A 25,847-nucleotide genomic window follows, 5' to 3' on the forward strand; every position below is an offset into this window, starting at 1 on the left:
CCTGACAAGATAACGTTCATTGAGATGGCGTTATCTGGATGACTGTCGATCCAATATAAGGTCATGAGGGGTGTAGCATGAGTTACCCTGAACCCACAACCCAGCGCTTTAATACCACATCTACCCGCAGTATGAGTCCGTTTTTCAGAAAGCCGATTTTTGCAACGCTTGCTTTCCTTTTTTGCCTGTCTCCCCACATCCATGCAGATGCCATCAGTATCTATACCGAAGAGTTCCCGCCGTTTAACTACGCGAGTCAACAAAGTATTGATGGTGTTTCCACCCGGATTATCCGGGAAGTCATGGACCGGACCGGGCTGGCATATTCGCTTCAGCTGTTTCCCTGGGCCAGAAGCTACCGTGCCACACTGGAGCAACAGAATACGTTCATATACTCCATCAGCCGTTTGAAGCAGCGGGAAGGGCTGTTCAAATGGGTCGGGAAGATCGTCCCGGTGGGGTACAGCGTGTTTACGCTGCAAAGTAACCATGACATTAAAGTGGACTCTCTGGAGGACATGAAGAAATACCGGATTGGGACCACCATCAACGATGCCCGGGAAGACTATCTGCTCAGCAGGGGATTTGATGTCCGCCATTTCGACCGCTTAAGCGGAGAAGATGCCAATCTGAAGAATTACCTCAAACTTAAAGCCGGCCGAATTGATCTGTGGCCAATGCCGGACGCTGTCGCGTATTACATTGCCCGTTCTCAGGAAGATAACCCCAAAGCCGTTTTACGCCGTGTCTACACGCTGTCCGAACTTTCTACCGGGTATTACCTGGCCAGCAACGTCAATACGCCCGACCAGGTACTTGAGAGTGTCCGAAACAGCCTCAAACAATTCAAAACCACCAGGGAATATATCAATATCCTGAAGAACTGGGGGCTGGAAGAGCTGTACGAAGAATGCATAGATCGTTACAGCTCGATCCAGACGACAGAGGAGTGCTGAAGAGTGTTGGAGTGTTAGAGAGAGGCGACTAGTTCGCCTTCTCTACCTTCCTATCCTTTTTGCCCTTATCCTCCCTCTTAACCTTCGTAACCTTTACCTTTCTACCCTCTAACCCAATGACCAGATAACGTCGAGTGTTTTCCGGCAGAGAAATGCCAGGTCTTCATCTGACATGACATAGGGGGGCATCGTGTATATCAGGCGGCCAAACGGACGCAGCCAGATCCCCTCCTCTACAAGCTTGGGCTGAATAACCGTCATATCAACCGGCTCTTCCATTTCAATGACTCCAATGGCCCCCATGATTCGGACATCTTTGACGCCAGGAATCTGTTTGGCATCAGTCCAGTGTGCCTTCAGTCCCGCTTCGATTCGCTGAATATCCGCCTGCCAGTCCCGTTCAAGGAGCATCTCGATGCTTTCGTTGGCGACCGCACAGGCCAGAGGATTCCCCATGTAGGTCGGGCCATGCATGAACACGCCCGCTTCACCACGGCATATACCGTCAGCGACCTTGTCCGTACAAAGGGTGGCCGCCAGGGTCATATAGCCGGCTGTCAGAGATTTTCCGAGGGTCATGATATCCGGACTTATCCCGGCATGATCACAGCCGAACATCATCCCGGTCCGGCCAAATCCGGTGGCAATTTCATCGGTAATCAGCAACACCTCAAATTCATCGCAGAGCTGGCGAACAACCTTCAGATATTCGGGTGAATACATCCGCATTCCCCCTGCCCCTTGCACGATGGGTTCAACAATCATCGCAGCCAGTTCGTGATGGTGCTGCTCAAACAGCCGACGTAACTCCTGAACGTCCTCGTCTGCGAGTGGCCGTTCGTATCCCATCGGTGGCGCAGGGGCAAACAGATTCTGAGGTAACACAGCACTGAACAGGTGATGCATCCCGTTCACGGGATCACAGACCGACATCGCACCGAAAGTGTCACCATGGTATCCATTCCGTAATGACAGCAAACGGTACTTTTCAGGCCGCTGCTGCGAGTTCCAATACTGAATGGCCATTTTGATGGCCACTTCAACAGACACCGATCCCGAATCAGCCAGGAACACTTTTGTCAGAGCCGAAGGGGTAAGGTCTACCAGATGCTGCACCAGCTTTGCCGCAGGCTCGTGGGTCAGACCTCCAAACATCACGTGGGACATCTGTTCGATCTGACGGGTGATTGCCTGATTGATTCGGGGATGGTTGTATCCGTGAATCACGCACCACCAGGAGGCCATTCCGTCGATCAATTCCCGATCATCCATTAACCGTATCCGTACGCCTTCCGCACTTTTTACCGGAAACAATGGGGGCGGATTAATCAATGAAGAATAGGGATGCCAACAGTGCTTTTGATCGATACTGATAATCTCTTCTTGGGTAAGCATGAATATCCTGTTTATCGGGAACTTTATTCAACGAACGACTATTAAACCTTTTCTGCGGACATAAAAAAACCGAACCCAACGGGTTCGGCTTTTTCGCAGCAACCGTGCCGCCTAGACGTTCAGTACTTCCACCAGAACGGTCTTGATAACAAATCCCAGGGCTCCCATGCCCAGCGCACCAAAGAGAACCATGGTGCCAAACTTACCTGCTTTAGACTTTTTAGCCAGATCGAACACGATGAAGCCCATGAAACAGATCAATGCTGTAATCAGGACAACCAGGCTGATATTTTCAAATTGCTCAACGCTCATTAATCTCTCCTCCCAGAAATCGGGAGCCATTATACGGGTGCAGGTTAATAAGTAAACAGTATCTTATGTTGTTTTAATATACGAAATCGCTATATCGAGATGTCAATAAAACCCGGCCCTGCTGTCACGCGCCAATGTGTCCCGACTCACAAAAGCAACATTGTATTCAGGTATTGATACCAGTCAGTTAAACAACCAGCTCATCATGTTATACACTTATGCGCGATCAGCAGATATCCAACCCGGAGCTGGCTATCGCCGTATGCACGAGTTTCGCCCCTGTTTGCCTGTGAAGGCATGAAAGATTGATCTTCATGGGGCGAGTAACCATTACAAACAACAATTACACCAACAGAATGCTGTTTTTCCGATATTTATTGACGGGAGTATGGCTGTCATTGGCTTCCGGCCTGACATTGTCCTCTGAACCCATTGCCAGTTTTTCCACCGCCGAGGTTCCTCCGTGGGGTTATGAAGGCCCTTACGGTCAACCAGCCGGACTTTTATCTGTTCTCGCCGAGCGTCTGGGGGCGATTGCTGGTATCAGGATCACCAACGACCTTCGCCCCTATCCCAGAACCATTGATGAAATCCGGTCCGGAAAGGTCGACTTTGCCATCATGTTTGCCGGACCCAGCTCAGAGAGCATTGGGATTCCATTAGGGGTCGTCACTGACATGGACATCATACTCACCGGCATGAACAATCATGTGCCGATTGAAAGTCTGAATGATATGGCCGGAGAGTTTGTGGGGTATATCAGGGGTTCGCTTTACGGCAAGGTGTTCGAAAGCAATTCCGAGATTCAGAAAATTCCGGTGCAGGATATGGAACAGGGGTTGCGGATGCTGGCTGCGAACCGGGTTGCCGGGATGGTGGGGACGGATCAGGCCTTATATCACGGTCTTAAAAATGAGCAGATTGATCCGCTAAAAGTGCGTCCTTTACTCATTTTGGGGTCAGCCCAGGCAGTGCTCTATTTCTCACGGGCTTCGAACCACAAGGACTTCATCAAACCCTTCCAGGACGCCCTGCAAACCATGCGGGAATCCGGCGAATTACAGGATTTGTTTGCACTGCCCGGTAAGCCCGCCGAGCATTTTGTTATTCACTAGCAACTGAAGCTTTCTATCCAGTTTTTTACGGCAGCTAAAGTTTTCTATCCATTTTTAACTTCGGCTGACGTCTTCTATCCGTTACGTCAGTCCACGCCTGAGATTCGGGCAGAGCAAGAGAGCCAAGCCAAGGTCCCGGGACTAGTGATCCCGGGTGAACACCCATTCATCGCCACGGCTCATTTCTTCGCGGAAACGATAACCATCCACCGTGAAGTCCTTCAGTTGATCAGGCTGTTCGACACGATTCTGAATGATGTATCTGGCCATCAATCCCCTGGCCTTCTTCGCCCAGAAACTGACCACTTTGTATTGGTCCCCTTTCTGATCCTTGAAAACCGGCGTAATCACACGGGCATTGAGCTTCTTCGGCTTCACAGATTTGAAGTACTCATTGGACGCCAGGTTGACCAGTATCGGTTCAGCTTTTTCTTCCAGCTCCTGATTCAGGGTTTCCGTAATCGTGTCTCCCCAAAACTGGTACAAATTAGTCCCTCTCGGGTTTTCCAGCCGGGTACCCATTTCCAGTCGATAGGGTTGCATCAGATCAAGCGGCTTAAGCACCCCATAAAGGCCGGACAGGATACGCAGCCGGTTCTGGCTTTCGTGGATATCCTCGTCGGTCAGCGTTTCGACATCAAGTCCGGTATAGACATCCCCTTTAAAGGCAAATATGGCAGGACGCGCATTATCAGCAGTAAAAGGAACCGACCACTGCTGATAGCGGTTGGCATTCAGGTTTGCCAGGTCACTGCTGATGCTCATCATCTCCGACAGTTCCCAGGGTTCCTTGCCTTTCAATACGTCTATCAGCTCTGCACTGTGGTCCAGAAATGCAGGTTCCGATGGCGTGACAGCAGGAATTTCAGATTCATAATCCAATGTCTTGGCAGGAGATACAACAGTTAACATGCAGCCCTCAAAATGCTGTTTAGAAATTCCACAAAGGCCTGATGATCAAAAGGCCAATTCAATTCTTTATCACTCTGTTCATGCCCCAGCACAGGGATTCGCTCGGCATACAGCGCCATCATTCTGTCCGAATCACTGATATCGGCATAATTGAGATTGACTATGTCCGCTATAGCCGGGTTGGCCTCAAGCACATCGCGGATGATCGCCTGCGCATCATCGCACAGGTGGCAACCAAGCGTTCCGTATAGCACCAGGTCGATTGACATGACAGAGCATTCCCAAAACCAAAGGTCGGGATGCTAACACATCAGGCTAATTTCACAACTTGAGATAGCCGGCCGGCCCAAACTAAAACCGGCCACCCCAAACTAAAAAAGGCCGCCTGTTGGGCAGCCTTTTTAAATACGATTGAGGATATGATCAAATCAGACGATAGGATCAAATCAGTAGGTGCGAATTCGAATGAAAGCCTCATCGCTAAACTCGATGCCATCCAGATGAACACTGCCCATCGTAGCGCCCCCTACCTGCCCCATCGGACGTATATTATTGAAACTCACGCGCTCGATACGATTGGGTAATGTTACATTGAAATAACCATCTTCGGTCATCAGCGGCTTGATCCGATCCGCTTCAATATGAACGCCCTCCACTTCGACATCTGCATCCAGCACATTGGCAATGGGGAAAAATATCTTACCGATAGAGCCGACAACCTCAACACCATCCAGCCCGCCCTCTTCTTCCAGCTTTTTCAAAGCCTCTTCATCCACCAGGGCTTCCTGCAGACGGCTGTATATATCCACGACATCCTGCTGAATTCCCTGGGCGCTGACCAGCCCCATTTCCATTTCATCCAGTGGACGCAGGCCTTTACCTCTTTGCTGCGAATTTTCGATTTGCTTGACCGGCACGGCCTGCACGGGAGTACTGGCTGCCAAAGCGACCAACGGCTGTAATGGCGTCACTGCCATGGCGACAAACGCCGCAGTGTAGCGATACCGGGATTGATGCTTCAGGGTGCGGGAAAGTTCTTTTTCTGAGATCCAGCCTTTCTCAATCAGCAATTCCCCCAGACGCATCTGGTGTTGCTGTTGTTCCTGCAGGGCTTGGTTCAGCTGAGATTCGGTAATGTATCCCCGGTTTACCAGCAATCGGCCGAGGCGCGATTTTTCCAATGAATTCTTATGTACCGCCATGGCGACACTCCAGTGTAGTTTGAGTAGTCTTATAATCATGGAAAAGGGATTGAATTTTGTACACCTGGCGCTCGTAATTTTTTGTCACTTTTCATGCAACTAGATACGAAACGGGGATTACGCGTTAACTTTTGTAGCAATTTTCACCAAAGGGTAAAATACTGACATAATTGATTTTCCCCAGCGTAAAAAGCTTTTATCATCAGACTGACTCATAGATAAAAATAAAAAACCCGACGAAGTGACGAATTTATGGGTTCGGGTTTGCATACAGGGAGAGGAGAGCTTTACAACGGATTTTTAAGGCGTGAGAATCGAGGATTTGTAGAGGGCTACACAGGTTTCCTGCTTTTTAATCCCAGAGGTGTAAATGAATAAATTTCTGATCGCCGTGACGCTATTCATCACTTGTTGTATATCCACCTACACTCAGGCTCAGGGTCCCCTGACAGCTCTGGTCAAAACCAACCAGGGTATTATCAAGTTGCAACTTGATCCGGAAAAAGCTCCGGAAACGGTTGATAACTTCCTGAAATACGCCAATTCCGGATTCTATGACGGCACAGTATTCCATCGCACAATCAAGGATTTTATGATTCAGGGCGGTGGGTTTGACCAGCAACTGGCCCAGAAACCAACGTCTCCCCCAGTTAAAAATGAATCATCCAACGGACTATCGAATGTCCGTGGTACCGTGGCGATGGCCCGCACCAGCGCACCGAATTCAGCAACTTCCCAGTTTTTCATTAATGTCGTCGACAACCTCTACCTGGACTACCAGAACGGGCGATCCGGGTATACGGTATTTGGAAAAGTGGTTGAAGGAATGGAAGTAGTGGATAAAATTGCCAACACGCCGACCGTACGTAAAGGCGCATTTACCGACCTGCCCGAGGTCCCAATCGTTATAGAAACAGTGGTAGTTGATCAATCTTCATGAAGCCCCCCGGTATCAAGGAAGCCTGTATAGACTGGAGTGACGATAACACTCCCGTGTCAGACCAGTATCAGGATGTGTATTTTTCCCGCCTCAACGGCAAAGCAGAAACCGAACATGTTTTCATCAACGGTAACCGGCTCAGAGAGAGATTCCAGTCTCTCCCTGCCGGCAGCCGGTTTGTCATCGCAGAAACGGGATTTGGCAGCGGCCTCAATTTTCTGGTGGCCTGGCAAATCTGGTCGGAGTTTGCCCCCAAGGACGCCAGCCTGCACTTTATTTCTGTAGAGAAATTTCCTCTCAGCCTTGTCGATATGCAAAAGAGCCATGGTGTGTGGCCGGAGCTCAGCATTCATACGGAACAACTCCATCGCCAGTTACCTCCTCCGGTGCAGGGAGTTCACCGATGCCAGTTCGAAAATGACCGGGTTCACCTGACTCTCTTTTATGGTGATGTCCTCGACTGGTTGCAGCATATGAGTTTTCAGGCAGACGCCTGGTTTCTCGACGGTTTTTCCCCCAAGCAAAATCCTGACATGTGGTCAGAAGACCTGTTCACTGGAATCGCCAGCCATTCAGGAGAGTCCACAACGTTTGCCACCTTTACGGCTGCCGGTCATATTCGGCGGGGACTGGCTGCCAATGGCTTTAATGTCTCCAAAACAGAAGGGTTTGGCCATAAGCGGGACATGACCGTGGGCGTCATGGGGAACTATAGTGCCATTCCACCTGCCAGGGGCCTGGCGAAGTCCTCGAAAATAACGGTCGTTGGTTCGGGCCTGTCCGGGGCCATGACCGCTTCGGCGCTTGCGCGGCGGGGATTCCAGGTTACCGTCCTGGAGCAACATGACAAACCGGCACCGGCCGCGTCCGGTAACCCCCAGGGGGCACTCTATATCAAGCTGGCCGTGGACTGGAATCCGCACACCCGGATACATCTGGCTCACTATCTTTATGCTCAAAGAGCCTATCAGAATATCCTGGAATTAAAGAACCATATCTGGTCCCCATGCGGTGTTATCCAGCTGGCATATAACCCCAAAGAGGAACAGCGCCAGCATAAGTTTGCTGAAAACAGCGATTACCCCGACACCGTTGTCTACCCTTTAAGCGTCTCGGAAGCCAGCCGTCTGGCCAAAGTCGAACTGACACAAGGCGGGCTGTATTTCCCGGGTGGTGGATGGGTAAACCCACAAGCATTGTGCCGTCATTTACTGGATCACCCCAATATCCATGTCCAGTTTAATACCCAGGTCAGCGGTCACCAGTTTCTTAATGATCACTGGCAGATTGTGGATAGCGAAGGAGGCATACATCAGACGGACCTGTTGATTTTGTCTGAGGGACATAGCAGCAAACAGGATCCCCTGCTTCAGCATCTCCCTTTTAAATCCATTCGTGGACAAATCAGTGTGATTCCAGGCAGAAAGGATACCTGTCCTGACAGAGAACAAGTCAGTGCCGATAGAGAGCAAGCCTCGCCTGGTGAACAGCAAGCCTGCCCTGGTGAAGAGCAAGCTTCCAAGGCAACCCGTTACCCTCTTGATAAAGTACTTTGCGGTGATGGCTATGCCCTACCCGCTATCAATCACCAAGTGGTATTCGGTGCTTCTTTCCATCCCAATTCCGAGTCCCTGGAAATTACCTCAGGCGATAACCAGGAAAACCTGAACAAGCTGCGCAATATCGCCACTGAGCTATTCGACAGCGTCAGCCCCGACCAGGCAGAAATACAAGGGCGCGCGGCGATCAGATGTGCCCTGCCCGATTACCTGCCGGTCATTGGTCCTGTGGCAGGAAAGGCTTCTGCGGAGACCAATGCGGATGCAACGCCTCCCAAACTCTTTGCCAACACGGCCTATGGCTCGAAAGGACTGGCGATTGCTCCACTGGCCGCCGAAATCGTTGCGGACATGATCGAGGCGGTTCCCCTCCCTTTGGAGGACGAACTGGTTCGCAGACTTGCCCCGGAGCGCTTCAATAAAGGAAACTAGGAGAAACTCCGGAAAGCGTTGATGCAGCCATGGCAACGTAGGTAGGTTTTTAGAGGTACCCTGGAGCGAATATCTCCGGACAGGAGGCCAAGCCGATGTCAGTATATGTGGTGGATTCCGGGCGGCGGGTGGTAACCCCCCTCAAGATCGATCCCAGAATCAGAAGCGTTGAGGAGCTGGATAGCATCACGGCTATTCACCCCCTTGGCGTTGCAGACTCAGGAACCCATACAGAGCTCTACTACTCACAACTGGAGCCTATCGGACAACGGCAGGACACAACTTCTTCGCCATCCCAACCCGAGCGCCGCCAGCAACCGGCGGTCAGTACGATTATGAGCAGCCCGGTCTTATTGTTGCAAAGCGATTGGTCAATACAACAGTCGCTGGATTTCCTCGATCAACACAGCATCAAGCATGGACCGGTCATCAAAGATCAGGAAATCATCGGTCTGCTGAGTGAAAATGAATTGTTGAAAGCGGCCATGCAAGAGGATGTTCCGGAAGTTGTTGAGGATGTCTGTATGCCTTTCCTTGTCATCGAGGGAAACAGTCCGGTTGCCACTGCATGTGTGGCCATGCTGCACAGAGAAACCAACGCCGCGGTAATACGCAACGGCGCAGGTCAAATGACAGGCATCCTTACCACCAGCGACATTCTGAAAGCTCTGGCAGATCTGGAACTGGAAGTCTGGGCTTGAGTCTGCTTTGCGCTGTCAGCACCCGTCAGTCGTTTCACGGCAGGCAGCATACTGACTGATACCATCCACAACGGACAGGTTTTCTACCTTCAGATAATTAATTCCGCCGACCTCTTCCTGAAACACCCCAAACAGCTTGCCAAACAGTGTAGGAACAACCTTTACCAGCCGCTCGTCGCCGGAAGTGCCGATTTGATGTTTCCAGACTTCCTCAAAAACCTCGGTATCGAGCTCTTCGTCATCCACAATGTCATAGCGCGCTGCCCAGCCATCCTCTCCACCGGCATTGGTACCAAACAGATTACCGGTGCTGTAACCACTGACATATACCTGGGATTCTACCTGCTTGGTATCCAAAGCCCGGTCGTCACCACTGGTTCCCCACTGTTCCACTGCGGTGATTTCCGAAAGGTTCCGGTGATAAACCAGGAATGCATCCCATCCACCCTGATTAGTAGACAGACGCGGAATAGCATCAAGAGTTGCCCCTGCCAGAATCGCCCCGGTAGGCGCCGGATTCACAGCATTGACCTGGTCATCTGCCGGTGAGCCATATTCAGCCGAACGGCGCAAAGAGCCGTCTTTGGAGAGAGAACGCATCTGAATATTGTCCCCCTTGTCTGCCTGCGATCGCTCGACGATGGCAAAGGTGGAAATATTACTTGGACCGTCCTGGGCCACATGATTCAGATATTCATCCAGGTCCGTACCATACTGGACCACACTGGTCACTTCTCCGGAAGCATCGACTTTCATGAAGAAGCCGTCTTTGCCGCCGGCATTGGAGCCTCCCAGAAAGCCGCCATGGGTGCCACCAACGATGTTAATGTTATCCTCGCTATCAATGGACATGGACTCGGCAAAATCGTTTTGCTCCGTCCCGATCTGACGCTCCCAGACCAGCTCAAAATCCCCTACACCGTTAACGTTTTCATATTTCTGCAGCAATATGTCATCCCCACCCAGCGTAAAACCGCTGCCACTGGGAATCGACGCAATCACTTTGTCGACGGTTGCAAGAACATAAAGATTAATGATTTCGTCTGCGGAAGAGTCAAACCGATCGATCGCAATATCGTTCAGAAGAATATTCACGTCGTCATGTTTTACCTGAAGTTCACGAAGCAGAGAGCTCCCATAACTCCCATCCGCAATTAATTCGCGGGTACGACTTAAATGAACGATATTCGCAATGCCTTTGGAACTGCCGTCAAAACTTTGATAGCCGACATAAAGGTCCGCTTTGTCATCTGCATAGGCTTCGACGATCTTCGCATTGGTACCAATGGCGACCTCCACATCCGACAGCCATTCGTTCACATAGATCTTCAAGGTGGAATCAGAAGCTCTCACGGTATCGGTATCCACCCACCCCAAGGTCAGAAACTCATCCGTGTCACCGTCATCCCCGGACGCATTATCCGGTGCCCTCAAGTAGATTTTTGCTTCTTTAATGCCTTTGGCAAACTGCACGGTATAGTTGGACGGGGTGATCACCAGATCATCGTTACTGCCGCCAATTTCCGCATCGGCTCCCGTTCCCGTCTTCACTTCAAATTCAGCAGATACTGACTGTTCCGGCGGGCGATCCAGCTTTACGGTTACCGGTATCACAATATTACGGCCCACCGAGGATTCGGTAACTGTCACCTTTGGAATCGCGAAAGATACCTGGGGTTCATTATCCTCGATGGTGATGGTAGCCCGGTTGGAGACATCGGCTGTAATGTCTCCAACCTTGTCGATTGCCAGGTCGATGGCGAAATTCTCATCATCTTCCGCAATCAGGTCATCGACCACGAACAGCATGATATAACAGGTTGTGTCACCGGCAGGAACAGCGAAATATCCATCCTTAACATTGGCAGAACCACCGCTGGGCTTCTGAACACTTTCCAGATAGTCAGCCCCGCTTTGGGTTCTCAAATCAACCAGGGAGAACGTACCGAGAACGTCCAGATAAAACGGATCGCTCAGAATCACGGGCAGGAATTCCAGCCGAACTTTTTTTCCGTCCCAGGCGTCCGGATCAAGTTGGTGTTCTACGAAATAATCGATGTCTGATTTGGTGAACAAATCTTTGCCGTCAGCATCCTGCATACAGATCGTGCCGGGCTCGGTGTCATCCGCGGCATCAATAACACCGTTGCCGTTACTGTCGACCTTGTCTTCCGGATAGGTCGCCCGCCCGCCTTCATCAATGGTACCGCTGATATCGCTAAAGCTGGCCTGACTGACTTCAACCCCGAACTCCACCGTCGCTACCGAATTTCCATCGGTCACACTGAGAATAATGGTATCGTCTTCGTTGAATGAATCATCAGCGCCAGTCGCACCGGGAATGCCCCTCAGGACAACGCCGCGGCGCAGCGCATTATCAATAATATCGGTTTCGAGCCAGTCCGGAGCGTTGGTCAGACTGTAATTGAGAGTACCGTCGCCGCCGTCAACGCCGACTTCATAGTAGTATTCCACCCCGACATAGGCCTCTCCGGGGATAGAGCCGAGAATTCGAATCGGCAGGACGTCGCCTTCACTTTGGGAACCACACCCACCAAGAGACACCAATACCACACTCAATACTAAAAAGAGGCAGGTCCTTAACATAGATATCCTGTAATCTTGTTATAGATTTTTACAGAATCTTATAAAAGTTTGTTTTTTGTAACCACAACAGGCTGCCAGAAACCACAACCTGATCACATAGAAAGTACCGTGGCATCACCCCCAGCCTCCTTCTACCTCTGACAACTGTTCAATCAGGCTCTGCTCAAACCTACCCAGAATTGCTGCCAAAGTGCCAGCACTTCAGCAGCCGGGGATCTAATTTAACTTCCCTGCCATTCCTTTACCTTGGCAAGAAACTGCTCTTCGTTATAGACCTGCACGCCCAGTTGTTCGGCTTTGGCCAGTTTGGATCCTGCTTTTTCTCCCGCCACCAGGAAGCTGGTTTTGGCGGAGACACTACCGGCGGCTTTGGCTCCCAATGCCACCAACAGGTCCTTGGCTTCATCCCGGGTCATGCTTTCCAGTGTGCCGGTCACCACGACGGATTGGCCATCCAGCGGAAGTCCTTCACGGCTGGCCAACTCAATATCCGGCCATTGGACACCATGTGCCCGCAATTCTTCGATGGTTTCCAGGTTATGGGATTGCTCGAAAAAGCTCTTGATATGACCCGCACTGACGGGCCCGATATCCTGCACAGCCTCAAGCTCTTCCACACTGGCCTGTTGCAGTTTATCCAAGGACCCGAAATGGTTTGCCAGAGTCTTCGCCGTGGCCTCTCCAACTTCCCGGATTCCCAAGGCAAAGATAAAACGAGGCAGGGTGGTCTCTTTCGCCTTTTCCAGCGCAGCGATCAGGTTCTCGGCGGACTTTTGCCCCATTCTTTCCAGTGCCGCAATATCCGCGGCTCGAAGGGTAAACAGTGACGCGGGTGTACTGATCAGCTCTTTCTCGATCAGAATATCGACCAGCTTATCTCCCAGCCCGTCGATATCCATGGCTTTACGGGAAGCAAAATGTTTAATCGCCTCTTTTTGTTGGGCAGCGCAATAGAGGCCACCCGAGCAGCGAGCCACAGCTTCACCTTCCAGCTGCACAATATCCGATCCACATACCGGACAGGTCCCGGGCCGCTCTATCTCTGCGGCATTCTCGGGTCGTTTATCCTTTACGACGCTGACCACCTGGGGAATAACGTCACCGGCACGGCGAATGACTACTGTATCTCCAACATGCAGATCCAGCCGGCGGATTTCGTCCATATTGTGCAAAGTGGCGTTGCTGACGGTGACTCCACCGACAAACACAGGATTCAGACGGGCAACAGGCGTTACCGCTCCGGTTCTGCCGACCTGAAAATCAACGGCCTGCAACACGGTCATTTCCTCCTGGGCGGGGAATTTATGGGCGATAGCCCAGCGCGGAGCACGGGAAACGAATCCAAGCTCCTGCTGCAGCTCTAGATCGTTGACTTTGAACACGACCCCGTCGATGTCATAGGCCAGACCGTCACGCTGTTCGAGAATGCTTCGATAGTATTCAAGACAGGCTTCAGCTCCGGTAACCACTTCCGTCAACGGATTGATCTTCAGCCCCCACTCTTTCAGCTTTTCCAGAATCTGGCGATGGGAGCCCGGCAATTCTCCGTCTTCCACAAAGCCGACACTGTAACAGCACATCTCCAACGCGCGGGTCGCGGTAATTCGCGGATCCAGCTGACGCAAGCTACCTGCTGCCGCGTTTCTGGGGTTCACAAAGGGTTTTTCCCCTTTTTCCAACGCTTTTTTGTTGAAGCTATCAAAAGCGGCCCGAGGCAAATAGATCTCTCCCCGAACCTCCAGGGTCTTCGGATATCCTTCACCACGAAGCTTCAGCGGAATATTCGCGACGGTTTTGACATTCTGCGTAATGTCTTCGCCGGAAGCCCCATCCCCCCGGGTCACACCACGAGTCAGGCGTCCGTCTTCATACCAGATACTGATCGCAATACCATCCAGTTTCGGTTCACAACAGTAGGTGACTTCCTCTTCACGTTTCAGCCGGTCTCGAACACGACGATCAAAATCCACCAGATCCTGCTCTTCAAACGCATTATCCAGAGACAGCATGGGAAGCCTGTGCTCCACCGTGGTAAAGCTGTCAGAAGGCATTGCTCCGACTCTCTGAGTCGGCGATTCCGGCGTGATCAAGTCGGGGAATTGCGCTTCAAGTTGCCGCAGACGTTGCATCAAGCGGTCATATTCGGCATCGGGAACACTGGGATCATCCAGCACATAGTAGCGGTAGTTATGGTCTTCAATAGCCGTACGAAGGCTGTTGGCTTCCTCGGAAGCCGCTTGAAAATCTTGACTCATGGAAGGTCCTAAAACTTGGAAGTCTGCACTTTATTTGGCGATATCTCTGAACTTGGCGATACCTCAGATAACCGGGCTATAGCCTGATAGCCCGAGCTGTATCTGCAAAGCCCGGGCTACCCATTGGATAGCCTGAGTAGTATCTTGAAAGTCGAACTAAACCTTGGAAGACAGCTGCTTACGTTCGAATTCCCGTACCCGTTGACGGCAGTGTTCGATGGTCTGACTGGTCATGACGCTCAGGTTTTCATCCTTAAGCTCGCCATCCAGGTTCCTGACAATGCACTGGGCGGTTTCGATCATATAGTCGAATGCCTGCATGCTATCGTCCGGCCCGGGAAGCCTGATAAAAAAGCTCACGCCCGGTGTGGTGGTATCATCCATATCCCGCCCGAAGGTGCCGGGTTTGACGGCATTCGCCATGCTGAATTGAACCGGACCTTTGTCGAAATCATATTCGTGGCGATGGTAAATAGACATTTCGCCGAGCTGCATCCCGCAAGCTTCCACCAAATGCCTGAGCTTGGAACCTTCAAATCCCTCGGGAGCTTTCGCCAAAACGTTGACGACAATGATTTCTTCCGTCGAGTCTTTTGACTTGCGTGATTCCTGTCTTTTGACCTTTTTGCTTTTGTGCTTTTGATGTTTCTGCTGAAGACTTTCCTGGATAGCATCCACATTGGACGTAATTTTCTTCAGGAACCGATCTTTGAAATCATTGTGTTTCTCTTCGCTCCTGACCGGCTTGTCCTCGACCTCTGCATGGAGTTCTGAAGGATCAGCAGACTCGGAAGAAGCATATTCTTCCATCGGGGATTTTTCATCCAGCGACGCACTTTCTTCAACTGGTTCCTCATCTTCCCAATGAGGCTCTGCTCTCAAAGGCTCTTCGTTGTAATACTCGGGCTCTTGCTCCGCAGCATAATAAGGCTCGTCGGCCTCGTCACGCTCATAGTCCTCCGATTCATTGCGCCCATAGCTCTCGGAATCATAACGATAAGAAGCCCTGGATTCGTCCCGATAATCGTCTTCGGAAACGGGTTCGTCCCATTCGCGCTCATCCTCATCCATCTGATGCGCATTTTCAGCCAGGCTTTCATCGTCGGCTGACTGATTCTCGTCATCATATGAAGAATAAGTGTCCCGGCCATTGCGAACGACCCTGAATCCGCCACCGGGCAGTTCAGGATTGAAGTTATCATCGAGTGGAGTGTTTTCGAAATTCCCCCCCATACCCTGGGAAATTTCCATAGAGTCGCGCCGGGCACGCCGGGCACGGCGAACACCGTCCAGCACGACAAGAATTATAATAAGGACACCGAGAATAATGAGCCATTCTCGTAAACTAATATCCATTCCCTAAGTTACCTCGGTAAAAGCGGTTTTGAGTATCGCCTATCGGCTTTGCATCGCCCTGTTTTTATCGTATCTGGCGACATAATTTATTCAATTCCCGACCCCATTACAATTCGGGCGCCGGTCTTTCTTGTCAGCAGGCCTACATCTTCAGACCTAATGCCGTAAAAGACTACAATTCAGCCAGTGCCGCAGCCTCTTCCACATCAACAGATACCAGGCGGGATACCCCCGGCTCGTGCATGGTGACCCCCATCAAATGATCGGCTTTTTCCATCGCGATCTTGTTGTGGGTGATATAGATAAACTGCACTTGATCCGACATCTCTTTCACCATTCTGGCATAGCGTCCGACATTTGCATCGTCCAACGGCGCATCGACCTCGTCCAGCATACAGAACGGCGCAGGATTAAGCTGGAAGATAGAAAAGATCAACGCAATTGCGGTGAGCGCTTTTTCTCCACCGGACAACAGATGAATAGTGCTGTTCTTTTTGCCAGGCGGGCGTGCCATGATCGCCACACCGGTTTCCAGTAAATCTTCGCCCGTCAGTTCAAGATAGGCATGGCCGCCGCCGAACACCCTTGGGAAAAGAGTCTGCAAACCTTCGTTGACCTGATCAAAGGTTTCCTTGAACTTGTTGCGGGTCTCCTTGTCGATTTTCCGGATGGCCGTCTCCAGAGTGTCCAAAGCTTCCTGCAAGTCCTCATATTGACCGTCCAGATAGACCTTACGTTCTGACTGAGCCTGATATTCGTCAATGGCGGCCAGGTTGATGGCGCCCAGCCGATTAATCTTATTCGCGATCTGCTCAATTTCGTCCTGTAATGCCTGCTCTGTATCCTCTTCTGCCAGCATCGGCAAAAGCTGCTGGATATCAAGTTCCTCTTCAGCCAGCTGGTCACGTAACGTGTTCTTGCGGATATCCGCTTCCCGCTGCTGCATACGCATGGATTCGATCTGGCCACGCAAGGTCTGTATTGACTGTTCGTTGCGGTGGCGACGGACCTCATCATCCTGCATGGATTTTTCCAGATCAGATAACCGATCCCTTTGCCGGGCCAATACCTGCTCCTGGTCCAGACGCAGGCCCAAAAGTTCTTCCAGTCTTTCCTGCAGATCCTCTTCCGGCGCCTGATGCGTATTCAGATTCTCCTCAACCCACTGTTGACGGTCTTCTGAACGCTTGATGTTCACCAGTCCTTTTTCCAGTGCCTGACGCACAGAATCCCGACGCGTGGACAGAGCACTGACACGTAACTGTAACTGGTGCGATTGTTCACGGTCCTGGCGCGCTTGCGAGCGCAGGTGATCCAACCTCTGGCGGGCACTGTCGCGCTGATTGAGCAAGGATTCTTTCTGCTCGACACACTCCTCCAGCTCCATCAGGGACTGCTGCCACACTTCCCTGCTCAACCGGAGATTTTCATTCTCTTCGGCCAGCTGTTCATCTATTTGTGCCACTTCACTGGCGATATGAGCCTGGCGCCGTTCGATTTGTTCCTGACGGGCTTCCTTGGCACTGATTTCCGCTTTGATCTGTAACTGCTGCTTATTGAGGTCAACCAGCGTTTTCTGGTGCTCTTCCGCCGTGGATTCGAAATCTTCAAGCTTGAGCTGTATAGCGGACTTGGCCTCACTGACCTCCGCCGTACGATCGCTGATCTCCGCCAGCTGCTCTTCGATTTCCACCAGCCGGCGGGTGCGGGTCAGAACACCGGCGGTCGAATGTTCCGCATGAGGTCCCTGCATCCAGAATCGGGCGACACGACTACCATCCGGCAGCACGAAATATTCTTTCTCTCCCAATTCATTGAGACGGGATATGGCATTCTCAAAGCTGTCACAAGACCTGGCTCCGTCGAGCCACTGGGCAACAGAACTTTGGCATTGTCCCTCTGCCGCCCCGGAAAACTGACTGAAGACGTTACTTGGCGAGACATGATCCGCTACCAGACAAACGCCCGGTGCAGGAGGTTGCCGAACATTCTTCAGCTGCTCCGGACTCAGCACCCGGGCCTGAATTCGTTCATGCAGCAGAGTTTCCACCGCCGCCTCCCATTGGGAGTCAGCCTTGAGGCTGTCGGACAGTATCGGGGCCTGATCAAACCCTGCCTGCTGCAACCAGTTTGCAGCACTTTCATTGACACTGGCTTCATCGTTGGCCTGAAGTGCCAGTAACGATGACTGCTCTCCCTTTAGCGTCTGTTCACGAGTATGAATCTCATTGAGCTGATCGGAAAGTTCATCCAAGCGCGCCCTCAATTCCTTCTCTGATTGACGATGGGAGTCATGAACCTGATTTTGGTCTTCAATCTGCAGTTCCAGCTCAAGCAATTGTTCCCTGAGCATTTCAAGGGACTCGGAATCCCCCAGGGATTGCGTGGCTCTTTGCTCATCGAGTAGTTTGTTGCGGCGATCCTGAAGCTGCTGGACCTGTTTCTCTGCCTGCTGAATACGGGACTGCTCAATCTCAGCCGTTTTCTGCAGATCATTGTTACGATGCGAAAACTCATCCCAGGAATGCTGCCAGCGCTGCATGGTTTCCTCTGCTTCGGCCAGTTGATCAGCAGAGGTCTCAGAGCGCATCAGCAGCTCTTCCAGTTCCGGTTCGAGTTCGAGCAACTCTTCTTCCACTTCAGCCTGTTGGCTTTCTTCCAGAGAGCGCTCTTCGCGCAGCTCAGAAAGGGTCTGCTGCAACTGATCAAGTTCGGCTTTGAGCTGCTCTTCCCTTTCCCGGGCACTCTTGATCTGTTGTTCGATCTTGGCGATTTCGGCGCCGGTCCCGTAATAATCTGCCTGGGCCTGGTTCACCGCTTCACCGGCTTCATGGCGTTCCTGGCGAAGGGTTTCCAGCTGGCTGTCTACATTGGTACGTTCGTACAACAGACGCTCAAGCTCCACTTCACGATCGCGAATGGAAACGGCCAGTTCAGAAGATTCCCTATCCAACTGATTCCACTTAAAGCTGTTTAGGAGCGCCTTCTTCTGCCGCTCTTCGCTCTTCAGTTCTTTATAGCGTTCAGCGGCCTTGGCCTGGCGATGCAAGTGTTGTAACTGGCGGTCAAGCTCTTCCCGGATGTCCGTCAGACGGTCAAGGTTTTCCCGGGTCCGCTTCATCCGGCTTTCGGTTTCCTTGCGCCGCTCCTTGTATTTGGAAATTCCGGCGGCCTCTTCTATAAAGATCCTCAGATCTTCCGGCTTGGATTCAATCAGACGGGAAATCATTCCCTGCTCGATGATGGCATAGCTCCGGGGCCCCAGACCTGTCCCTAGAAATATGTCAGTGATATCTTTTTTTCGGCACTTATTGTTGTTGAGGAAGTAAACAGATTGTCCGTCGCGGGTCACTCTGCGTTTGACAGACACTTCGTTGTAGCGAGCAAATTCCCCTTGGATCGTGCCGCCGGTATTGTCGAATATCAGCTCGATTGAGGCTTGTCCGACCGGCTTACGGCTGTTGGAACCGTTAAAGATGACATCCGCCATGGATTCACCCCGCAGGTGCTTGGCGGAGCTTTCCCCCATGACCCACCTGACGGCGTCAATAATGTTGGATTTTCCGCAACCATTCGGCCCGACTACCGCCGACATGTTACTGGGGAAATGCACTGTTGTCGGATCGACAAAGGATTTGAAGCCGGCGAGCTTGATCGATTTCAGTCTCATATCAGATCTTGAAGGATGAGAAAAAGAATTGCGTACAACGTGAGGCTGGAGTTTAGCGGATTCCTATTGGTCAGACCAGCGACTATTCTGCCTACATCTCCGCCCAAATCCGGTACCGGTACCAGCAAACAACACAACAGCCGTCCGCTCATGCCTTGATCAGGAGCTTCAGGCTGCAGAACGATCTTCCAGAACCGACAACACCAGATCTTTCTGGTGTTCGGCAAAGCTGTCTATGACCAATTTGAGCCCCGACAGATCCCGGGCTTTGACCGACTTCAGGAGACCATCGTAAAAATGCAGGGATTGCATCAATTCATCCCGGCGTGACCTCATGGCCAGATAATAGGTTCGGCTGATCGAAGGTCTCAGATTTTCCATGATTTCCTGCAGATAGGGGTTATTACAGAACCCCATACACATATCCATCAATTCGAACGAGTTATCCACGACGGATTCAATCGAAGCCTCTTTTGTCAGGATAATTCCATTAATTTTCTGGATCTGGTCAGTGATGGGTTTTAAATCCGCTTCTTCCCAACTGGTGGCCACCTTGCTGGCCAGCATGGTCAGCAGGACAGCAAACATGTCATAAAGAGAGGCGACCTGATGAGGACTGAGATCAGACACCACGGCTCCTTTGCGCGGATAGATATCGATCAGATGTCGACGCTCCAGGATCAATAAAGCTTCTCTGACCGAACCTCGACTGACATCCAGCTCACTGGCCACCTTCAACTCCTGAATCCGCTCAAGGGGTTTGAGCGTGCCTACCATGATTAATCTGCCCAAATGCTGGGCGATCTGCTCAGCAAGACTCTCTGGAGCTTGAAACCTCATACCTTACCTGTCCCACGCAGGGATCTGTCTGTGAATGGAAATATTGATCGTTGTGGCCAGCCAAAATCAACTGGTTACCTGATACTTACACAGATACTTCACCAGATTTACCCGCTAGTCAATGTCCTCCATGGTCTTGCCCATACCATTTGAAGAAGACAGGCCGTTCATCGCAGCAAAATTGGCTAACTATTGACCGCATCAATTTTCTTGTCCTACAATCTAACACTCCTACAATAATTCAAACAAGAAGATGTCATCATGCTTACCCACCTACCTCAGCAACTCACACTAAATGTAAAGAAATGGAGCTTCCTGCTGTTCTTGCTCCCGGCAACACTCCCGTATGGCAGCTATCTGGCTGGAAAACTTTTGGGAGACCAGACCGTGACGCCCTACCTGACGTTCCTGTTCGTGTTCGGCTTGGTTCCAATACTTGATCTAATCATCGGGAAAGACCCCACCAATCCGGATGAACAGCTTGATACTCCAATTATGTCGCAGGATCCGTTCTATAAATGGCTCACGCTGGGATCCGTACCGCTTTACCTGGTGCTCATAATGTGGGGAGCCTACGTGTTCTCAACCAACGAATTTTCCCTGGCCGGAAAAATCGGCTGGATTCTTTCTATCGGAACGGTTGGAGCTTTGGGCATTACCGTCGCTCATGAACTGATTCACAAAGATGCCTTCGTGGAAAAAAATGCAGGCGGCATCCTGCTCAGCATGGTTTTCTATGGAGGGTTCAAGGTGGAACACCTCAGAGGTCACCACGTCAACGTATCAACACCTCTGGACGCGTCTTCTGCCCGCTATAACCAATCCCTTTACCAGTTTCTCCCCCATGCCTATCTGCATAACTTTCTGAACGCCTGGAAATTGGAAAGCAGGCGACTGAAGAAGAAAGGCTGCTCACCATTTTCTCTACAGAATGAATTGATATGGTGGTATGGACTCAGCCTGATATGGCTGGCGGTCTGTATCTTTTTCTGGGGAATCGAAGGGGGTCTGTTCTTCCTGGGCCAGAGCTTTATCGCCTTTACACTGCTTGAAATCGTGAACTACCTGGAACACTACGGACTACATCGCAGGCAATTAGACAACGGCAAGTTTGAGAGAGTCACCCCAGAGCACTCCTGGAATTCAAATTACTTTCTGACCAATCTGTTCCTGTTCCATCTGCAGAGACACTCTGATCATCATGCCAACGCCAAGCGGCGATATCAGGTGTTGAGACATTATGAAAGCGCCCCTCAACTGCCGGCAGGCTATGCTGCCATGGTTGTATTGGCACTGATCCCACCTCTTTGGTTCAAGGTGATGAATCCAAGAGTGGAAGCCTATTATGAGAATGAATTCCACCACCTCACATAACCGCCAATAGCAAAACTCCCTATTCGCTCTCTCCTGAACGCAGCGATCATGCTCCAGGCCTCCCGGAACCGGTAATTCGACCAGCACTCTCGCCGGTTCCGGCTTTTATTCTGTCTACAGATACCTCTTTCCTGCTCAAAAGCCTGACTATGTCGTGGTCAAAACTGTGAATGAAGGTTCGTCATTTTTTTGTCACCCGGTTTAAATATTCCTTGATTAGCGCCAGCAAACCGTCTTAGCGGCAATCTTTACCTTTCGGCAATATCTCTACCTTATTGTTTTAATTGAACATTTAAAATTGGCACGAAAATAGCTGTAAGAGCATTGAGAACCAGAAGTTTAGCCAGTTGGTATCGAAGCGTGAATTCAGGAGCACTTATGCCTAACTCAAGATCTGACAGTCGGAAGCCCGCGGGTACAAGGTTGGCCCTTGCGCCAAGCCCAGGTACGCGCACACTGAACACGGAAGATCTTTCGCTTATCCTGGTACGCAAACTACAGACCACCCTGGATACTGAACAATTGCTTACCTGGTTTCTGGAAGGGGTTGCACCTTTGCTGGGTGAACTTCGTTGCCAGTTTGATTCGCCTCAGATTAAAACGTCTATCGGCGATGTTGAAAAGTCACGTCACTCGGCCAGTTACAATCTCACTCTGGAAGGAAACCCCATAGGCCAGATCGAGTTCAGGCGCGCCAGCCGGTTTACAGAAGAAGAGCTGGCAGCACTGGAAGCCCTGATGGGATGCCTGATCTATCCGCTTAGAAACAGCCTGCAATATCATGAAGCCATCAGCGCAGCCATGACAGATGCGTTAACGGGTGTGGCTAACAAGCGCTCTTTCGATTACCAGATTCATCGGGAAGTAGCCCAAGCCCGTCGTTACGGATCTGTGCTGTCCTTACTGATATTTGACGTGGATTTCTTCAAGTCGATCAACGATACCTACGGCCACAGTGCGGGAGATGCCGTGCTCAAGCAACTCACAACCGTCGTAGAGGACAGCTGTCGGGATACTGATATGGTATTCCGTCTGGGCGGGGAAGAATTCGCTCTTCTGCTGCCGAAAACAGGCCTCGCAGGTGCTCTAACCATTTCAGAGAGAATTCGCGAAGCGGTAGCCTCCACTGTCTTCTGCTACGAAGGACAGAAGATCAATGTCAGCATCAGCCTGGGAGTTGCCTGCCATGAAGGGAATGAAAGCCGGGCGAGCTTAATGGAGAGGACAGATCGCGCGCTCTATAGCGCCAAGCACCTGGGCAGAAACAAATCAGTGCTTGCAGACAACTATCAGGATTTCCGGGAACAAACGATTGAAGCGACCGGGCCAGTCACTTTCTAATTGACTGGATAGGGGAGCCTTACGCCCCCCACCCGGCTTATTTTATTTCTCAATATTTATCTTATATCTCTATAGAAGAAAGAGACTCGCGTAACACTAACGCTTTGTCGGCTTGGAACGCGCTTTCTGCGCCCGTCTAACTGATCCGGCAGAACCGTCCGCCGGCTTCCTGCGCCCTGATGGCCTTGATGTATTCGAGGGTTTTGACGCATTAGACGATTTGGATGTACTAGACGACCTTGATGTACTAGATGGCTTTGACGTAGACGGTCTTGATGTCTTTGATGTCTTTGATGTCTTTGCCGAAGAAGGCTTTCTCACTTGATGTCCGGACTTTTCCATTTGCCGCTTCAGCTTCACCTTTTGTTGAGGCTTAAGTTCCACCAGCTTTTTGGGTTTCAATCCAGCCATCTCATAAAGGACATTGACGTCCTTCTGCGATAACAGCTCCCAAGCACCCACTTTGATGCGACTCGGCAGAAATATGAAGCCGTATCTCACCCGCTTCAGCCGACTGACCGTCACCCCCTGGGATTCCCACAGTCTGCGAACCTCTCTATTGCGGCCCTCCTGCAGCACCACATGGAACCAGCGATTGGACCCTGTACCTCCAGCTTCACTGATATCACTGAAACGTGCCGGTCCATCTTCAAGAAACACACCTTCCTTAAGGCGCCCGATCATTTCCTCGTCCACTTCACCCAGGACACGAACAGCATATTCCCTGTCGATCTCCGAAGAGGGGTGCATCAACTTGTTAGCCAGCTCGCCGTCAGTGGTAAATATCAACAAACCACTGGTATTAATATCGAGTCTGCCTACAGCCACCCAGCGGCCCTGGGCCGGTCTGGGCAAACGGTGAAATACTGTGGGCCTGCCTTCAGGATCATGCCGGCTGGTCACTTCGCCTTCTGGTTTGTTGTATACAAGCACCAGTGTTTCTTCAGAGGATTCCTCGGGAATTTGGTGCCCGTCCACCACGATCTTGTCGCTGTTGGACACCCTGTCACCGAGCTTGGCGACCTGGCCGTTAACACGCACCCGCCCCTGCGAAATCCATTCTTCTACCTGTCGACGTGATCCAACACCACGACGGGCAATAACTTTCTGCAGTTTTTCATCAACGGATTGCGGCATATAACACCTGAGTTAAAAAAGAAAAATTTAGTGAAGCGTTTTGTCTTGCGGTAATTCGGGAGAGACAGCTCCCTGACTGGCAACCTCTTCTTCCCCGGCATCATCGCTGCCTGCGAGATTGAGGTTAAGTTCGAGGGAACGGCCAATTTCATCGAGATCTCTCACTTCGGCCAGTGGAGGCAATTGATCAAGACTTCTCAGATTAAAATAATCCAGAAACTGTCGCGTTGTAGCAAATAGCGCAGGCTTACCGGGAACGTCTTTATGACCGACGACCCTCACCCATTCCCGTTCCTGAAGCGTCTTCATGATCTGGGTACTGACGGCCACACCACGGATATCTTCAATATCTCCCCGGGTGATTGGCTGCCGGTATGCAATAATCGCCAGCGTTTCCAACAAAGCCCGGGAATACCTTTGAGGCCGTTCTTCCTGCAACAGTCCAACCCAGGGAGCATAATCCGAGCCGATCTGAAATCGGTACCCACTGGCTACCTCAGCCAGGCTCATCACCCCGTCTTGATATCGCTGCTGAATTTCAGCAATGGCGGACTTTACATCATCCCGGCTGGGTTTCAACTCATCCTCGGCGAGCAGTGTCACCAGTTGATCCACCGACATCGGTTTCTCAGCTGCCAGCAGGATGGCTTCGATGACATTATTCAGGGTCATTCTGAACCTCTAACTCTACTCTCGGATCCTGGTCTTCGGATATTGCGGCGTCATCCTTATTTGCTCTTATATCCTTATCTGCTCCCTGGTCCTCATTCTCGCCTTTTTCCATGCCATCAGCTTCATCCATGTTTTCAGCTTCTATGGAATGAGGAACGGCTTCTTCAAATGCACTCTCGACATCTACCGTATCAGCAGGAGACTCATCCCCGTCAACCTGGTCATCAGTATCGAGTTTATCCCCTCGTGCACGGACATGAATTTCGCCGAATATTTCAGTCTGAACAAGTTCCACCAGCGATTCCTTCACCAGCTCCAGCACCGCCAGGAAAGTGACCACCACTCCCAGACGCCCTTCTTCAGCCTTAAACAGATCAACAAAGCGGGTAAATTGGTCAGCCGACAACCGATCCAATACCTGGGTCATACGCTCCCTGGTGGACAGCTTTTCCCGTTCCACCTGGTGATGCTCGAATAACTCGGAACGCTTTAGCACTTCCCTGAATGCCAGCAGCACTTCCACCAGCTCCACGTCCGGATGTTTCTTGACCTTGGTAATCTTGGGCACTTCGGGCTGAGCTTCGGCATAATCCCGATCCATCCGGGGTAGCTCATCCAGATTTTCGGCTGCCGTCTTGAACCGTTCATATTGCTGCAGCCGACGAATCAACTCTGCCCTGGGATCATCTTCCTCTTCTTCCTCTGACTCTCTTCTGGGCAGCAGGAAGCGTGATTTGATTTCCGCCAGCATTGCGGCCATCACCAGATACTCTGCCGCCAGCTCAAACCTCATATCCTGCATGATTTGAATATATTCCATGTACTGACGCGTCACTTCGGACACATCAATATTCAGGATATCCATGTTCTGGCGACGAATCAGGTAAAGCAAGAGATCCAGGGGGCCCTCAAAGGACTCCAGGAAAACTTCGAGTGCATCCGGAGGAATGTAGAGATCCTGAGGGATCTCAGTAACCGGCTTACCCTCAACGACCGCCAGTGGCAGTTCCTGCTGTTGCGGGAGCTGCTGTTGATTGTCGGAAGGGTTTTGCTCAGTCATTCAGTTTTTTC

The 25,847-nt window shown here is 51.2% G+C and carries 20 protein-coding genes; 7 read left to right on the plus strand and 13 right to left on the minus strand.

Annotation, left to right across the window (positions count from 1 at the left end):
• The first annotated feature begins 77 nt into the window (after nt 1-77).
• Nucleotides 78-956, plus strand: coding sequence for an ABC transporter substrate-binding protein (locus BTA51_RS21470; protein WP_094711088.1), 879 nt, complete (start codon nt 78-80; stop codon nt 954-956).
• A gap of 108 nt (nt 957-1,064) precedes the next feature.
• Here the strand turns inward: BTA51_RS21470 and bioA are convergent, their stop codons facing one another.
• Together bioA and BTA51_RS21480 are read right to left on the minus strand one after the other, a co-directional pair.
• Complete coding sequence (bioA, locus tag BTA51_RS21475; protein ID WP_094711090.1) at nt 1,065-2,351, minus strand: adenosylmethionine--8-amino-7-oxononanoate transaminase; 1,287 nt, start codon at nt 2,349-2,351, stop codon at nt 1,065-1,067.
• Between the two features lie 111 nt (nt 2,352-2,462).
• On the minus strand, nt 2,463-2,663 hold the full coding sequence (locus tag BTA51_RS21480) for a DUF2788 domain-containing protein (RefSeq protein ID WP_094711092.1): 201 nt from the start codon (nt 2,661-2,663) through the stop codon (nt 2,463-2,465).
• Nucleotides 2,664-2,977: 314 nt separating this feature from the next.
• Between BTA51_RS21480 and BTA51_RS21485 the strand changes: the two genes are divergently transcribed.
• Nucleotides 2,978-3,778, plus strand: a complete 801-nt coding sequence (locus tag BTA51_RS21485) for an ABC transporter substrate-binding protein (RefSeq protein ID WP_094711094.1) — start codon at nt 2,978-2,980, stop codon at nt 3,776-3,778.
• 141 nt (nt 3,779-3,919) lie between these two features.
• Here the strand turns inward: BTA51_RS21485 and yaaA are convergent, their stop codons facing one another.
• From yaaA to BTA51_RS21500, 3 genes are all read right to left on the minus strand, one after another.
• Nucleotides 3,920-4,690 carry a peroxide stress protein YaaA gene (yaaA, locus tag BTA51_RS21490; RefSeq protein ID WP_094711096.1) on the minus strand — a complete coding sequence of 257 codons (771 nt, stop codon included), beginning with the start codon at nt 4,688-4,690 and terminating at the stop codon, nt 3,920-3,922.
• Nucleotides 4,684-4,959: a glutaredoxin family protein gene (locus BTA51_RS21495; protein ID WP_094711098.1), complete on the minus strand. Its 276-nt coding sequence runs from the start codon at nt 4,957-4,959 to the stop codon at nt 4,684-4,686. Before BTA51_RS21495 ends, yaaA begins: the two co-directional genes overlap by 7 nt.
• Before the next feature lie 177 nt (nt 4,960-5,136).
• Complete coding sequence (locus BTA51_RS21500) at nt 5,137-5,892, minus strand: type II secretion protein ATPase (protein ID WP_094711100.1); 756 nt, start codon at nt 5,890-5,892, stop codon at nt 5,137-5,139.
• A 370-nt stretch (nt 5,893-6,262) separates the two neighbouring features.
• On the opposite strand from BTA51_RS21500, the gene BTA51_RS21505 reads away from it, so the two are divergent.
• The 3 genes from BTA51_RS21505 (at nt 6,263) to BTA51_RS21515 (ending at nt 9,524) form a co-directional block, all read left to right on the plus strand.
• Nucleotides 6,263-6,832 carry a peptidylprolyl isomerase gene (locus BTA51_RS21505; RefSeq protein ID WP_094711102.1) on the plus strand — a complete coding sequence of 190 codons (570 nt, stop codon included), beginning with the start codon at nt 6,263-6,265 and terminating at the stop codon, nt 6,830-6,832.
• Nucleotides 6,829-8,823 carry a bifunctional tRNA (5-methylaminomethyl-2-thiouridine)(34)-methyltransferase MnmD/FAD-dependent 5-carboxymethylaminomethyl-2-thiouridine(34) oxidoreductase MnmC gene (gene mnmC, locus BTA51_RS21510; protein ID WP_094711104.1) on the plus strand — a complete coding sequence of 665 codons (1,995 nt, stop codon included), beginning with the start codon at nt 6,829-6,831 and terminating at the stop codon, nt 8,821-8,823. Before BTA51_RS21505 ends, mnmC begins: the two co-directional genes overlap by 4 nt.
• A gap of 95 nt (nt 8,824-8,918) precedes the next feature.
• On the plus strand, nt 8,919-9,524 hold the full coding sequence (locus tag BTA51_RS21515; protein ID WP_094711106.1) for an HPP family protein: 606 nt from the start codon (nt 8,919-8,921) through the stop codon (nt 9,522-9,524).
• 15 nt (nt 9,525-9,539) lie between these two features.
• Here the strand turns inward: BTA51_RS21515 and BTA51_RS21520 are convergent, their stop codons facing one another.
• The 5 genes from BTA51_RS21520 to BTA51_RS21540 form a co-directional block, all read right to left on the minus strand.
• Nucleotides 9,540-12,131: a hypothetical protein gene (locus BTA51_RS21520; RefSeq protein ID WP_094711108.1), complete on the minus strand. Its 2,592-nt coding sequence runs from the start codon at nt 12,129-12,131 to the stop codon at nt 9,540-9,542.
• Between the two features lie 221 nt (nt 12,132-12,352).
• Nucleotides 12,353-14,386 carry an NAD-dependent DNA ligase LigA gene (ligA, locus tag BTA51_RS21525; protein WP_094711110.1) on the minus strand — a complete coding sequence of 678 codons (2,034 nt, stop codon included), beginning with the start codon at nt 14,384-14,386 and terminating at the stop codon, nt 12,353-12,355.
• Between the two features lie 156 nt (nt 14,387-14,542).
• Nucleotides 14,543-15,742 (minus strand): cell division protein ZipA, encoded by a 1,200-nt coding sequence (gene zipA / locus BTA51_RS21530; protein ID WP_094711112.1) that lies wholly within the window; start codon nt 15,740-15,742, stop codon nt 14,543-14,545.
• 172 nt (nt 15,743-15,914) lie between these two features.
• Nucleotides 15,915-19,412, minus strand: coding sequence for a chromosome segregation protein SMC (smc, locus tag BTA51_RS21535; RefSeq protein ID WP_094711114.1), 3,498 nt, complete (start codon nt 19,410-19,412; stop codon nt 15,915-15,917).
• A gap of 168 nt (nt 19,413-19,580) precedes the next feature.
• Nucleotides 19,581-20,252, minus strand: a complete 672-nt coding sequence (locus BTA51_RS21540; RefSeq protein WP_094711116.1) for a GntR family transcriptional regulator — start codon at nt 20,250-20,252, stop codon at nt 19,581-19,583.
• A 261-nt stretch (nt 20,253-20,513) separates the two neighbouring features.
• On the opposite strand from BTA51_RS21540, the gene BTA51_RS21545 reads away from it, so the two are divergent.
• Entirely contained in the window at nt 20,514-21,626 is a 1,113-nt protein-coding gene (locus BTA51_RS21545) for an alkane 1-monooxygenase (protein WP_094711117.1), read from the plus strand.
• A 378-nt stretch (nt 21,627-22,004) separates the two neighbouring features.
• Nucleotides 22,005-22,967, plus strand: a complete 963-nt coding sequence (locus BTA51_RS21550; RefSeq protein ID WP_094711119.1) for a GGDEF domain-containing protein — start codon at nt 22,005-22,007, stop codon at nt 22,965-22,967.
• A 96-nt stretch (nt 22,968-23,063) separates the two neighbouring features.
• Here the strand turns inward: BTA51_RS21550 and rluB are convergent, their stop codons facing one another.
• From rluB to BTA51_RS21565, 3 genes are read right to left on the minus strand one after another with little or no spacing between them, the layout of a single operon-like run.
• On the minus strand, nt 23,064-24,104 hold the full coding sequence (gene rluB, locus BTA51_RS21555; protein ID WP_246841124.1) for a 23S rRNA pseudouridine(2605) synthase RluB: 1,041 nt from the start codon (nt 24,102-24,104) through the stop codon (nt 23,064-23,066).
• 27 nt (nt 24,105-24,131) lie between these two features.
• Nucleotides 24,132-24,776: an SMC-Scp complex subunit ScpB gene (gene scpB / locus BTA51_RS21560; protein ID WP_094711121.1), complete on the minus strand. Its 645-nt coding sequence runs from the start codon at nt 24,774-24,776 to the stop codon at nt 24,132-24,134.
• Nucleotides 24,763-25,836 carry a ScpA family protein gene (locus BTA51_RS21565; RefSeq protein WP_094711123.1) on the minus strand — a complete coding sequence of 358 codons (1,074 nt, stop codon included), beginning with the start codon at nt 25,834-25,836 and terminating at the stop codon, nt 24,763-24,765. The genes scpB and BTA51_RS21565 overlap by 14 nt, the downstream gene beginning before the upstream one ends.
• Nucleotides 25,837-25,847 lie beyond the last annotated feature (11 nt).

It is taken from the genome of Hahella sp. CCB-MM4 (assembly GCF_002260525.1).
Lineage (GTDB): Bacteria > Pseudomonadota > Gammaproteobacteria > Pseudomonadales > Oleiphilaceae > Hahella.